This window comes from Pedobacter psychrotolerans (assembly GCF_004340665.1).
Classification (GTDB): domain Bacteria; phylum Bacteroidota; class Bacteroidia; order Sphingobacteriales; family Sphingobacteriaceae; genus Pedobacter; species Pedobacter psychrotolerans.
Map to the genome: position 1 here is coordinate 124,671 of NZ_SLWO01000008.1, position 14,412 is coordinate 139,082.

Genomic DNA, 14,412 nt, shown 5'->3' on the forward strand with positions numbered 1-14,412 from the left:
ACACCAACCGATAGAAGAAATTGGTTAACACCCCTGCCGCTCCTAAATTAGGAGGGGAGTTCCCCTCATAGTTGTGTAATATAGACTACTATTAATTTTACCTACTGGTTAGTGTCTTATCAACCAGGCTAAATCCTGTCAATCTATTGATAGCATTGTGTTTACAGTCATGAGCTCTTCGATAGATGAAAACATTTGGCGACTTCAACTTAGAAGGTACTTAAAGGTTTATTCTTCTTGCGTATATTTTGACAATATTGGAATAAGTAATTTGATCTCTTTTATAAGTTCTTCAGCTCCTTTTTTTAAGGAATAATGATCAGCAAGATCAAGTTTCTGCAAATCTCTACTTATTTCTGCTAATTTGATAAGTCCTGCTGAGGTAGACATGCCATACAATTTGTGTGATAGAGACAACACCATTTGGGAATCTTCGGGTTGAATATTTTTATCTAATTGATGATGGGCTTGATTAAGCTGATCAATGGTTATACCGATTATTTTTTTCATTTTTACGGAGTCTTTACCAAAGTAAGATTCCAGTTTTTCAACATTAAAATGAACATCATCAGTTTCGTTTTCCTTTTTGCCAGATTCCATCTCAACTGATTGTCCTAACCATTTCTTTAATATGTCTTCTATATTTTCTTCTAAAATGGGTTTAGTGATAAAATCATCCATACCTGCAGCGATGCTTTTTTCTCTCTCGCCCTTTACATTTGCGGCAGTTAAAGCAATTATTGGTGTTCTTTTCTCTTTTTCTATTGATCTGATTTTTTTTGAACATTCGTAACCATTCATTTCCGGCATTTGTATATCCATAAAAACGAGGCTGAACGGCATTTTCTGGAATTGTTCAATACCGACCACACCATTCTCAGCTTCCATGATTATACTTTGTGGATAGAGTTTTTCTATGTACGAACGGGTCAGGAATCTATTTACTTCATTGTCTTCAACAATCAAAAATCTATAATCAAGATTTTGGTATGAGATTGATGGTGCTGAAATTTCTAGGTTTCGGGTAGATGGTTCTTTCGTTTTTAGCCTGGACAAAGCAAGGTAGAGCTTATCCATTTTTATCGGCTTGAGCAATCGGTTGTCAATTTTTAGCTCATTACAAGCCTTAATAATTGTACCATCATCAGATGAGCTATGGAGCAGAATTATAGGAAGCTTTTCATCTTCATCCATGAAATTATCCCTTATTTTCGTTGCAGTTTCTATTCCATCTATATATTGCATATGGTAATCCATTAAGATGGCATCGTAGTTTCTACCTTCTGCTAAAAACTGTAGGGCTTCGAAGCCATTTGCTGCATGATCAGACTTGATATTTTTCAACAACAGCATATCAGTTAAAATATTTCTGTTATTATCATTGTCGTCTACAATCAATACATTTTTGATGCTTTCCAGGCCTATCCATTCGATTGGATCTCCCTGTTCAGATTGCAGATTTAAGTCAAAGTAGAATATGCTGCCTTCTCCCAGAGAACTTTCCAGATGAAGTTGGCTATCCATCATCTTTAATAATTTGTTAGAAATGGTTAATCCTAACCCTGTCCCGCCATATTTTTTTGTGGTTGAAGAATCTTCTTGTGAAAACGCATTAAAAATTTTGGCTTGTGTCCCTTTGGCAATTCCTATACCAGTATCACGAACGCTGAACCGAAGTAAATGATGGTTTTTACTTTCGCTTAGGGCTTGTATTTTAAGTTCAATTTCTCCCTTGGTTGTAAATTTTGCTGCGTTTCCTAATAGGTTAATTAATACCTGTTTCAGGCGAAGGGCATCAGTCCATATAAATCTTGGAAGATTTGGCTGGACATTTAACAGCATTTCTAGTTTTTTAGTCTGGATCTGGAAGTTAGTAATGTCACTAGCCTGCCCGGCAATCTCGTAAAGATCACACTTTTCAATGTCGAGTTCAAATTTGCCAGCTTCAATTTTTGAAAAATCTAAAATATCGTTTATAATGCTTAACAGTGTATTTGCCGATTGATTGACAATTTTCAGGTATTGTTGTTGGGTATGATTCAGTTGGGTTTTCAATACCAGATCGGTAAAGCCGATTACGCCATTTAATGGCGTTCTGATTTCATGGCTCATATTGGCAAGAAATTCAGACTTTGCCGAGTTGGCCAGGTCGGCTCGTAATCTTGCTATGGTCAACTCCTCCCGATGCTGAACGCTCGCTGAGATATTGTGTGTGAAGATCATCATGCCACCGATTGACTTGTCTGCTTTATACCATGGTCTCATTTCCCACGAAATATGAAGTTGAGTCTTGGTTTTTACATCAACATAAACATCTTCTTCTTTTTTAACAACCTCTCCTCTGAGTACCTTTTGATGCACAGCCTTACGTTCTTCGGATAAATTAGGGAAAACATCGTAATAAGATAATCCTCTGATATCTCCTTTAATCTGTGGGGTATAGTCTTTTAACCAAGTCTTGCTCGCAATGATAAAATGCATATTTTCATCAATCATGGCTACGGAAGCCGGTGCATTTTCGATAAAAGCCAGTAATAGTGCTTTTTCTGTGGCCAGTTCTTTTTCAATGGTTTCTTTCTCCGTAATGTCAATCGAAATACCCAGATAGCCAATTATCTTACCTTGGCTATCTTTTATTGAGGTGATGGATAATGCTACCCTTATCCGTTTCCCCAATTTGGTGATAAAAGTAAACGTTCTTATTTTTTGAAGATGATCTGCGCACTGTCTGTAAAAACCAAATCCTGATACTTCTATACCTAATGAAGAACTGAAATCGGTACAAAGTTCATCCACTTCTTTCGGATCGTGAAAGATGATGGGTGTTTGCTTTCCAATCATTTCTTCAGCAGTATAGCCCAATAATTGCTCTGAACCCTGATTAAACACCGTAATGGTTCCATCTAAATCTGTCGCTATAATACTCACGCCTGTAGCTGCAGAAAGCACATCATCCAGTAGTTTTTTAGATGCTATCACTTCCATCTGTGCACGTTTCTGGTCATCAATATTTTGAAAGGTACCATAGAGACGGGTTGGCGAATTTTTTACAAACTGTGCGCTTCCTTTGGTACGTACCCAGATTTCCTTTCCGTGAAAGTTAATGATTTGAAGTTCCAGATCCCAGTCTTTACCTGTACGCAAACATTCCTGTACCACTTCTGTAATTTTTTCTCTGCTTTCTCCAATTTTATAGAATTGAACTGCATTCTCTTTAGTGGGGATAAACCCATCTGGTATGCCGTGGATTTCACGGGTGATTGTAGACCAGTACAGTTGCTGATCGAGGAGATTAAGTTCCCATCCACCTATTTTTGATAGGGCGCTCGTTTCTTCTAATAAGTTTTTAGTATGAATGAGATCTTTTTCTAATTTATTTTGGTCGGTAATATCCACTGCATTGCCAACAATATAAGGCTCGCCATTAGGATCCCGTTGTAACATATTCGAATATAACCATATCCGCTCTTCACCAGATTTACGTTTAACAATCATATAGCCTTTTGAAAAGCCATGTGCCAAGATATAGTCAAGATATTGGCGTAAATCATCATGTTGCTCTACCGGAACGATGTCAAAAAAAGTTTTGTTTTGCAATTCCGATCTCGAATAACCTAGCGTTCGTGCGCCGGCCGGATTAAGGGAGATTAATTTGCCATGAATATCATGTGTACACATTAATCCTTGTGAACTCTCGAAAAAAGCCTTTAATTTCTGTTCACTAACTTTTAACGCTTGGTTTTTCTCTATTGCAGCCGTAACATCTCTTCCAATTGCAAATATATTTTTATCTGTTTTTTCGTTGGTAGCGGTCCATGCAATTATCCGATATCCACCGCTTTTTTTTACTATCTGATGTGTGTTGTGCTCACCTACCTGCCCATTTTTAATATTAAGCCAGAATGCCTTTGCTTTATCCTGATCTTCTGCCGGAACAATATCAAAAATGGTTTTGAACTGAAGTTCTTCTTCACTCCAGCCTAAGCATTTATTAAAGCATGGGTTTGCCGTTTTAAAAGTCCAATCCTGACGTAAAATGCAGATCAGGTCTTCGGAGTCATTAATCAGGCGACTGAAGTTTTTGTATTCCTGCTTTTTCCTGCGATCTACAATAGCTGCGATGGCTTCCTCTGCAAGAAGTGAAAGCTGTCTGTGCTGTGATGTGGATAATTTTTTAGGTTCTGAACTCACTACACAAAATGAACCTAAAGTGAATCCGTTTGGATCAATAAGCGGAAACCCGGTGTAGAACCGCACCTTAATTCCCTCTTGCACCATCGGGTGTGTACACCAATGTTCATCTTTCAGTGTATCTTCTACAATGAATGGCTTATCTGATGCTAAGGTATGTTCACACATGGTAAACCCTCTTGGAACCTCCTCTACAGAAAGCCCTTTAGCTGATTTATACCAAACTCTATCCTTATCGATGAAGGAAATTAGTGAGATTTCGCAATCAGCAATTAGTGAGGCAATCTCTGTAAGCCTATCAAAATCACGCTCCTTGTTAGAGTCTATGATTTCATAACTATAGAGTGCACGTAGGCGGGCTGATTCATTTTCTTGCATTTCGATTTATTTTGCACAGTGGTAACCACTATAAACTGTCTTATTAACCTGTTTTCTGTATCTGGAGGCAGTCTTTACAAAGCAGTCTGCAAATATTTTACTGTTATCGAACATATATTTAATATTGCAATTGGATGTAAGATGGTGAGTGAAAATAGGAGGTACTTGTTTTAATTTTTAAATAGGGTAAAGCTTGATCAAGGGTTTCTGGCTCAAATTCTTCCAACATCATGGAAGTCTGAATATAATGATGTTCTCTTGCTTATCTTTCATGATTATACGCTTTCTTTTTGGAAAATAGCAGGTATTGTTCTTAATATCAGCTTAATGTCGTTTATAAAACTTTGGTTTTTTGCATAAGTATTATCCAACATCAAACGTTCTTCTTCACTCATTTTTCCTTTGCCGCGTTTCTCTACTTGCCATAAACCCGTTAATCCTGCTGGTGCGGCAAACCTGAGTACAGATTTATCAGTTGTAAGTTTTTCCGCTTCGTAGATGGGTAGTGGACGGTTGCCGACAATGCTCATATCGCCTTTTATTACATTCCAAAGTTGTGGCAATTCATCAATGCTTGTATTTCTAATGAAATTCCCCACTTTTGTGATCCTGGGATCATTAGTGATTTTAAAAAATGCAGATCCATTTTTTTGCGAATTGACGTAAACATCATCTTTTTCACACCACTTTGCCCCATCTGCATAAATAGGGTATTGGCATTTACCCGTTTGCATACAAGCCTCACAAAGTACGGCATCATCTTGTTTAAGCTGCTCCTTTTTTTGATCAATATTATATTGGTTCAGGTGCATCAGGTCTTTAACTTTTTGATCAGCATTGATATACATTGATCTGAATTTATAAAATTTAAAGATCTTAAATCCGGTTCCTGTTCTTAAAGAATAATAAAATGCGGGTCCTTTAGATTCTAACCGGATGGCAAGTGCCACTAGAATGAATAACGGAAATAGCATGATTAGCGCCATGCCGGCAAAGCATACATCGAATATACGTTTAGCCAAGCCGGTGCGATAGATTGACCTGGTGTGAACTGGCAGTTCTTTAATTAATGACGCCCAATTGTGAATGAAGAAAAGTACTCGTTTTTCTAAACGGTTTTGTTGTAATGGAAGCCTGAAAACATCAGAGATCCCAGCGGTAAGCGCTAAGATTCTCAAATTTGAATTGAAATACCTGACCACTAAAAAGAAAGGTATCGATGGCATATTCCGGTTTTTAAGGGTCTCCATCAGAGAAAGGCCACCATTGGATAATATCTCGCTATGGGAAATGATCGCCGCTATCGGTAGCTTTTTAGCCTCCCATTCTTGTACGAGTATCATTCCATTATCAAAATGAACCAGCTGCCTGCCCTCAAAGTCGCAATTCTCAAGAAAGGAATGTAAAAAATCTTCAGCAAAGCCTACAAGGGCTATGATTTGGATATCAGGATTTATGCTGCCAGGATTTTCCATTATATCGCACCTTTTCCTGCCCGCCTTAATACCATCTTTATTCTTGCCTCTAATTCAGCAGGGTTAAAAGGTTTAACAACGAAATCATCGGCACCTGCATCTAGACATTTAATACGTTTATCGGAACTTTCCTCACCAGATAAGATCATGATCGGAAGGGAACTGAAAAAATCGCTTACTTTAAGTTGCTCTATCAATTCAAGCCCGTTCATATTTGGCGTGTTCAGATCTGAAATGATTAGGTCTGGAATGTTGCCACCTTGTAAAAAAGCCAATGCGCTCAAGCCGTCAGGTCTTATATCTATGCGATAATTTACATTCAGAATTTCATCAAGTACGGCTTGCATGAACTCATCATCTTCAACAAGGAGAATATGTATTTTGGGATTATTATTTTTACTCATTTGGAAAGACGTATTATAGCGTTTTTTTTACAGAAAATACCAAAAAAGAATTTAGTAAAAAATAGGGATTATTACTGTGTTATCACAAACTGATCTTAATTTTCATAAGCAGGATTACCTGAATGAGTAATATGTACAAATACATTTCAAATCCGGGAAATCCTATTAAATGTTTACTGGCAACTTACAATAATAAGAAAAAATTAGTCGTCAATCTATTGGTTATTCCATTAAGGAGTGAAATATTTTGAATGTTTTCTTTATAGAGACCTATTGGTAAACCATTTTCCAATTACTAATTTTAAGGCAGTATATGTAAAATATCTTTTTATCAATATCTTTTTAATCAGTATTTTTTCAAAGACATAAAATAAAGACTTTTTGGGAGCATTAATTGTCTGCCGTCAATATCAGAATCTAAAAAAAAAGTTTAGCGCTTTAGGATGAAAGGATGAGGAGTCTGAAATGATTAAAATTATCTTCACTTTATTATTTTTATTTTGTCCATTTAAATTCTAATTTCATGGGTATTTTTATACATTTAAGCATAAATAACCATCAAATTAATGGAAATCAATTCTTTATCTTTCAGTATTGACCAGTTAAATAGGCTTTTTCCTTGTTTTATATTGTTGGATACCAGTATGAATATCATACAAATAAGTGAGGTATTGAAAAATATTTGTGGAGATTGTATTGGAGAAAATTTTTTTGATCATTTTGAGCACTTAGATCAAAAAAATAACCTTGATCCACAAACTTTAGGCATCAGCACAGACATTCGTTTAAAAGTTGTTGATGGAACGGTTATTGGGAAGTGGGAAGAGATTGGTTTTCAAAAATCATTTCTATTTGCCGGAGAAAAGGTTTTGCTCAATCATACCCAATCGCAAACACAAGAGCTGATCAATACAAAAATAGATACGGAAAAGACTCCAGACATAAAGGAACTTTTTTTGGTTAATATGAGTCATGAGATTAGAACGCCAATGAATGCAATCATAAGCATGACCAATCAACTTTCCAGAACCACGCTTACTGATGAACAGGATTATTTCACTCAAACCATACAAACGGCTTCAAAAAACCTATTGTTAATTATTGATGATATTCTGGATCTGTCCAGAATTGATGCTGGAAAGTTAGACCTGGAATATATTGGTTTCAATCTTAAAATGATCCTCTCTGAGGTGATGCAGCAAATGATGCACAAGGCTGAAAAAAAAGGCTTAGAAATCGACTATATTCTACGAGATGATATTGATATTTCACCCGTATTGATGGGTGATCCTCACAGAATCAATCAAGTGATCTTCAATTTATTGAGCAACGCCATTAAATTTACAGATAAAGGATCTGTATGGTTAACCGCTGTTGTTTTACAAGATGACGAAGACAGCCAGGAAATTGAAATTTTAGTTAGGGATACAGGCATCGGAATGGATCCTGAATTTGTAAACCGTCTTTTTGATAATTTCAGCCAGGAACACGAAGCGGTATCGCGTCAATATGGTGGGATTGGATTGGGAATGAGTATTTCACAGAAATTAATCGCTCAAATGAACGGGCATTTTAATGTAGAAAGTGAAAAGGGAGTAGGCTCAGCGATATCTTTTGTCATAAAACTTAAAAAGGGATCAAATACCGACCTCCCGAAAGCAATAAAAACCATTTACAATGAGGAGTTATTTGTAGGTAGAAAAATCCTCATCGTTGATGATAATGAAACGAACAGACTGGTTGCCAGCACAATTTTATTGGGCTATGGCGCGCAGGTGTTGAATGCTGAGGATGGGGATGTGGCGTTGCACATGGTTAAGGAAGATGCATACGATATCATTTTGATGGATATTCAAATGCCTATACTTGATGGATACGAAACGACCAGAATATTAAGACAGAATGAGTACTCCGGCACAATCATCGCGCTTACTGCTTCTGTTGTTCAGGGTGAAAGGGAAAGGTGTATTGCTGCGGGTATGGATGATTACCTTACCAAGCCTATTATTGAGGAAGTTCTCATCGATGTAATAGATAGTTGGATTAAAAAGAAACCACTTGATATTCCTGAGCCTGAATTTACGCAACCGTTATATAGTTTAGAAGGCCTCAGAATAATTAGTAAGGGGAGGGAAGATTTCGTAACTAAAATGATCGAGTTGTTCTGTGGGCAGGTGCCTGATGCATTAACTAATCTTAATGCTTGTTTCCAGGAGAATGATCTTCCTCAGGTTTCAAAATTGGCACATAAATTAAAATCAACTATAGATCATTTGGAAATCAAATCGATTCAACGTACCATCAGGGACATTGAGGCGGTAAGTGAAGAGGGAAGCAGAGCGGAACTGATTCCGATGATTGATGAGGTTAACCGTGTGCTTAACCAGGTAATGGAGGAGCTTCAGTTAGAAATTGAAAAAAGAAACCAATAGATTAAATTAACTCCTTCGGAGGGATGCCCAAAGTGCGGGGTGGTTAAAAGCAAAAATAAATAGGGTGCTCTTATTAAACTTGCGAAATTCTTCAGCGCACCAGCTTTTAAAATTTCGTAAGATGATTAATATTTTTTTTATAATCCTTAACTCCTAAGATTCCGGTAGTGCTTAGCTAAAAAATCAGAAACTCGTTTCCCTAATAATAAGTTGGCTAATTTACCTAGCGGGCTATAGTTCGAATGCGGAAGCCAGGAGGCAGCGAAATGGTGGATGCTATACGTATTTTCAGTGATGTTTATTTTTAGCGTTTTCCAACTTTTCGGACTGAAATAATCACTTGGATAAATGGTACAATAGTTTGGTAAGACTTGTAAAGTATTATCCGTTTTGAGGGATTTTTTTGCTTTCATGAATGCGGTTATACTCTCCGTATTTGGATTGAGATCTAACTTTCCATTCGCCAGGTAAAAGCTTCTGTTTTGATAATAAGATAATAATTCATTGATCCATTGGCCCTCGCTGATGCTTCCCATAATAGCCGAAGAGAGTAAAAAATTATCTTCAAATCCTGTAAAAGCAACATTGGCAAGCATCGCATTATCTAATGGTTTCAGAAACTCTACGTCAGTATCCAGGTAAATGCCGCCTATCGTTTTAAGGGCATATAATCGGCAAACATCAGAAACGAATGCAAACTTACGTTCATGGTATGCTTCCCTGGAATATTGATATAGGTTAACATCAAAGTTTTCCTCATTCCAAACCATAATCTCGTATTCTGGTAGGTAACGTTTCCAGGAGGTCAGGCACTTTAATACCAGATCAGGCATTTCTCCTCTTCCAAACCAGCAGTAATGTATAATTTTTGATATCATCGTATCGCTTTCCTTTTTATTTTTTGATACCCTTCATATAACTCGGTACGTTCAAACTTCATGAATAAGGAAATTATTAAAAGTATCAAGCCGATCATAAAACTATTGATTAAAAAGGTAATCCAGGAATCAATGGTAAACAGATCGAGTTTTTTCCAGCCATAGGCAATCAATAGAAGGAGCATAAATCCGGCAAGACCTTTAATCATTTTGATGAAAAAGTACCATCGTTTTTCTTCCAGACAGTAGGCTGCATATAATGGCGTAAAAGTCAGGTGGCTAAATACGCCGCTAATTAAGGCTGCAACGGGTATAGCGTAAACTCCCAGGTTACTGTACAAACAAAGTATGATTACTAAAACGTAATTCAGAATAGAGATAAAAATTCCCCATACGGATGCCATTTTTAACTTATTGGTGATTACAAAAACGTGATATACAGTTTCAACTGTTCCATGAACAATAAAGGGCACCAGTGTAATGATAGAAAGTAGGTGCAATCCTTTGGCATCTTGAGTGGGCAACCACAGATGAAAAAAAACTTCACCATAAACAAAGAAGACGGCTAATGGCACTAAAACCACGAGGAATATGGCTTTAAATGATTGGTCTAAGGTGTGCTTTAATTTCTCCATATCGTTTCGGGCATAAGCCTTAAACATTTCTGGTAAAAATATGGGCACGATGATCCCTAGAAGGATATAGATTGCATTAGGAATGAATTTGGTGAGGGATAAAAAGCCCATGCCAGATGCTCCAAAAAAATGATTGGCGATCAATAAATCCAATTGGGTATTAATCACGTTCGAGAGGGCCATGATGGAATTCCAGATTCCGGCACCAACAACCACGGATAGTGTGCTTTTAGAAAAGAAAGCCCAATCAATAGCGATTTCAGGCAGTAGTTTTTTAGTAAGCCTGTAGTTTGCGATGAGGGTATAAAGTGACAGGATGGCTGTAACCAAACCCAGAAAGTAAATTTTTGGGGTGAAAAAATAAAACAGCAGTATGATAGTCCCTAGTTTGATGATGTTAGAAGCAATATTGATGTAGGCTAATTTGTCAAATCTATTTAGGGCAAATGCCGTTACGGAAAAAACTGCCGAGGAGACATTGATGATCAGGCTGATAAACATGAAGATGAAGAGTAATCTTACATCAGCAAACAGATGGCTAGGAATGTCGAGAATATTACTGATGAAATAGCAGAATAATGCGCTCACCAGGATGAAAAAGAAAGAAATCAGCAGGTTTCCAAATAGTATCGAATTGAAATAGGTATTTACTTCTTTAATTTCTTTTTTTTCTAAACTGATGGTGATGTACCTACTCGACATAGAGTTCAACGCTGTGGTGATAATGCCCGCGTACATGATGAAGTTATTGGTTAGCGGAAAAAAGCCATAAGCTTCTTTACCCAAATGTTCCACGATGTATGGCGTTAAAAAGAAGGAAATTCCTATGCCAGAAAGGGCACTAAAGAGATTAGAAACCAGATTAATTACGAAACGTCTTCTATCCATATTACTGCTTGACTAAAGTAAGGTTTTTATTTAATTTATATAAGTGCTTAAAAGGTTTATAATAATTTTCTATTTTAGTACTCACGCATCAGATTTTAAAATACATCCTATTGGAACCACTCGTATCGATTATTGTACCTTGCTATAACTCTTCAAAGTTTATTACAGCGACCTTAAATTCAGTAATTGCTCAGGATTACAAGTCATGGGAATTAATCATCATCGATGATAAATCTACAGATGATAGCTGTAACATCGTTGAAGCGTTTGCCAGCAAATACCACAATATACAATTCATTTCTTTGTCGGAAAATAAAGGAGTTTCAAATGCCAGAAATCTTGGGATGACCATGGCTAAAGGGAAATATATTGCATTTTTGGATAGTGATGATATCTGGCTGGAAAATAAGCTGAGCCGCCAGGTGGCTTATATGGAAGATAAAATGCTTCCCATGACTTTTTGTGCCTATAATAGAATTAATGAAGATGGAGCAATCATCTCCGGGGTAACTCCAGCTCCTGTTACTTATAGCTACCATCAATTGTTATCGCATAATGTGATCATATTTTCAACCTCGATGGTATTGAAAAGTGTTATTGGAGATTTACAATTTTCGCCTGCAGGCCATGAAGACTGGATTTTCTTCCTCCAGTTATTTAAGAAGTGTAAGCTGGGATATGGAATTAATGAACCGCTGGCTTTGTACAGAATCAGAAAGGACTCACTGTCATCCAATAAAATGAAAGCCGTGGTCAAAACCTGGAAGATTTTACGGGAAAGTGAAAAGTTAAACCTTGCGATGTCTATGTATTATTTCAGCAGGTATGCCGTTTTAACCGTTTTGAAAAGGTTAAGGTAGATTGAGTTACTTCTGCAAGTTGAATCCTAAAGTCTTGCTGTTCTTATGATGGGTATAATTCCATAACAAGCCTTTTATTACCCATTTTGCCAGATGCGATTGATGATTAAATACATATTTCAACACAGCTTTTGGACAAGCAATGAGTGTATAATAGATAGAAAAGAGGATGGTGTTGATCAAACCTGTATTCTTCCTAATGAAGAGCATTCTGTTGCGGGTGTGGAAATAGATTTTCAGCGGGCTGTCTATACCAACACTGATTGATTCTTTGTGGTACACATGGGTTTTGCCCGTAAACCAAACTTGCTTACCAATTCTTTTGAATCTTTCGCACCAATCCAGCTCTTCGTAATATAAGAAATAGCCTTCATCCATTAATCCTGCTTTAAGCAAGTCTTTCTTACGGCACATCATTGCCGCACCATGGCAATACCCGGTTTGATAACTTTTATCATCGTATTGCCCTTCATTTCTGTCCAGTTCTCCAATGGTGGCATTTCTACCAGTGAGGTGATTTACAGGTGTAAAGCCTGCATACTGAATCACATCTTTTCGGTCGAAATACAATAGTAATGGCGACAAGAGTCCAATATTTTCATTTTGTTCGAATTCAGCGTAAAGGATTTCAATACAACCAGCCGGTAATTCAGTATCGTTATTTAATAAAAAAATATAATCGCCGCCAGCTTGCTTAATCCCTAAATTATTGCCGCCAGCGAAGCCCAGATTTTCTCTGGATTGGATATATTTAATATTTTCGAAGTGTGGCTGGAAAATATGTTCTTGATTTTGTTCGGCCCCATTATCCACAATGATCACTTCAACATCTTTTCCGTTATAAGATTTACCAATCGACTGGAGTAGTGCAATCGTTACGGCTTCCTGATGAAAATTAACGGTGATGATGGAGGTGGTTGACATTCTTTCTATTTATGTTATTCTGATTGGTAAAAATTAATCGAAATGCTATGGGATAGGTTTTAAGGATTCAACACTTAATTTATCTCTGCTGACCACTTTCCACTTCATTTATGGCCTGGTAAATGTCTTCGGCATTTTTGTCCCAGGTATGGGTATGTGCAAAGTTAATTCGCTCAGTTGCCAGCGCTTCACTGCGTTCAGCCAGTGCTTTTTCTGCCAAAACCACATAGTCTTCTTTCGTTTCTGCCAGGTATACATGCTGCTCGAAAATACTCATGGCTTCTGTTTTCGTGGCTATTGTGGGTTTGCCCATCGCAAGATATTCGTCTATTTTACGAGGATAGTTGCCAATGGTTAGCGGATTTATCGCCTGTGGATTTAAACAAACATCAAAACCCTTAATATACGCAGCCAGTGTTTCAGTACTCTTACTTCCTAAAAAGTGTACGTTGCTTAACTGATGAAGTTCACTTTTTTTGAAATCATCATCTTCTGGTCCAACCAATACAATACTCCAGTCTGGCCGTGCTTTTGCCAGGTGTAAAAGAATCTCTTCATCAAGTCTTATTGATAAGATGGCACCTACATAGCCCAGTATCGGACCTTTAATTGCTGAAAGATCTTCAGGTAGCGGAATATGATCATCATGTTTGAAGAGTTTAAAGTCACAACCCTGCCCAACATAGAAGGAATTCGGATTATATTTTTTGCAATAATTAGCCAGGAAAACAGAATTTGCCACGCAGAGATCACTTTTTTGAATCAACTGTGGCTCCAGGTATTTGCCATGATACTGCCAATAAGGAGTAGCGATAATATAATCCCGGGAATAATAAATACTGATTGCTGGATTTAAAAGTTCTTTTAAATGAAAGCTTCTGAAGATATCATTGTCATTGAACAAGATAAAATTGTCAAAGTTCAGTGTTTTTGAAGCAACCTTAATATCTCTGGCAAATTTCTGATTGTTTAGTTTATTTAACCAGCGAAATACGGGCATGACTTTGATCCAGTTAATGGATTCAACGATAATTTTAGGGTAATAAATCCACAAATTCGTAGATACCTGTTCCAGACCTTCTTCTTTACCAGCAATAATTCGTAATCGTTTCTTTACCGTTTCCGCATTTCTTTGTTGCAGGCTTGTCCTTCTGTCTAAAGGTGCGTTGACGTACAGTACACGGTTGTTCTTGCTAAACTCCAGCGCCAGATCTTTGCAATTGCTGCCAATAGCGGTATCCCAGGGTTGTTGGCCAACAATAATAATGTCTCTGTTTTTTAGAATCGACATTTCCTACTTTTTTATGGTATGTTTTGATGTGTTCAATCCGCTGATGAAACCCACGA

Annotated in this window: 9 protein-coding genes; 2 read left to right on the top strand and 7 right to left on the bottom strand. The window is 37.1% G+C overall.

Annotated features, from left to right (window positions below; translation table 11 throughout):
• Positions 1-228 precede the first annotated feature (228 nt).
• The 3 genes from EV200_RS18845 to EV200_RS18855 form a co-directional block, all read right to left on the bottom strand.
• Positions 229-4,569 (bottom strand): PAS domain S-box protein, encoded by a 4,341-nt coding sequence (locus tag EV200_RS18845; protein WP_132535477.1) that lies wholly within the window; start codon positions 4,567-4,569, stop codon positions 229-231.
• 275 nt (positions 4,570-4,844) lie between these two features.
• On the bottom strand, positions 4,845-6,044 hold the full coding sequence (locus EV200_RS22050; protein WP_208864575.1) for a sugar transferase: 1,200 nt from the start codon (positions 6,042-6,044) through the stop codon (positions 4,845-4,847).
• Positions 6,044-6,448: a response regulator transcription factor gene (locus tag EV200_RS18855; RefSeq protein WP_132535479.1), complete on the bottom strand. Its 405-nt coding sequence runs from the start codon at positions 6,446-6,448 to the stop codon at positions 6,044-6,046. The genes EV200_RS22050 and EV200_RS18855 overlap by 1 nt, the downstream gene beginning before the upstream one ends.
• A gap of 566 nt (positions 6,449-7,014) precedes the next feature.
• Here EV200_RS18855 and EV200_RS18860 point away from each other — a divergent pair.
• Positions 7,015-8,880, top strand: a complete 1,866-nt coding sequence (locus tag EV200_RS18860) for a hybrid sensor histidine kinase/response regulator (protein ID WP_132535481.1) — start codon at positions 7,015-7,017, stop codon at positions 8,878-8,880.
• Between the two features lie 146 nt (positions 8,881-9,026).
• Here EV200_RS18860 and EV200_RS18865 read toward each other — a convergent pair whose 3' ends face one another.
• Together EV200_RS18865 and EV200_RS18870 are read right to left on the bottom strand one after the other, a co-directional pair.
• Positions 9,027-9,758: a glycosyltransferase family 32 protein gene (locus tag EV200_RS18865; protein ID WP_132535483.1), complete on the bottom strand. Its 732-nt coding sequence runs from the start codon at positions 9,756-9,758 to the stop codon at positions 9,027-9,029.
• On the bottom strand, positions 9,755-11,281 hold the full coding sequence (locus EV200_RS18870) for a lipopolysaccharide biosynthesis protein (protein ID WP_132535485.1): 1,527 nt from the start codon (positions 11,279-11,281) through the stop codon (positions 9,755-9,757). Before EV200_RS18870 ends, EV200_RS18865 begins: the two co-directional genes overlap by 4 nt.
• 110 nt (positions 11,282-11,391) lie before the next feature.
• Here EV200_RS18870 and EV200_RS18875 point away from each other — a divergent pair, with 110 nt between their 5' ends.
• Positions 11,392-12,141: a glycosyltransferase family 2 protein gene (locus EV200_RS18875; protein ID WP_165877976.1), complete on the top strand. Its 750-nt coding sequence runs from the start codon at positions 11,392-11,394 to the stop codon at positions 12,139-12,141.
• 6 nt (positions 12,142-12,147) lie between these two features.
• Here EV200_RS18875 and EV200_RS18880 read toward each other — a convergent pair whose 3' ends face one another.
• Together EV200_RS18880 and EV200_RS18885 are read right to left on the bottom strand one after the other, a co-directional pair.
• Positions 12,148-13,065, bottom strand: a complete 918-nt coding sequence (locus tag EV200_RS18880) for a glycosyltransferase family 2 protein (RefSeq protein WP_132535489.1) — start codon at positions 13,063-13,065, stop codon at positions 12,148-12,150.
• A 79-nt stretch (positions 13,066-13,144) separates the two neighbouring features.
• Positions 13,145-14,356, bottom strand: coding sequence for a glycosyltransferase (locus EV200_RS18885; protein ID WP_132535491.1), 1,212 nt, complete (start codon positions 14,354-14,356; stop codon positions 13,145-13,147).
• Positions 14,357-14,412: the final 56 nt, after the last annotated feature.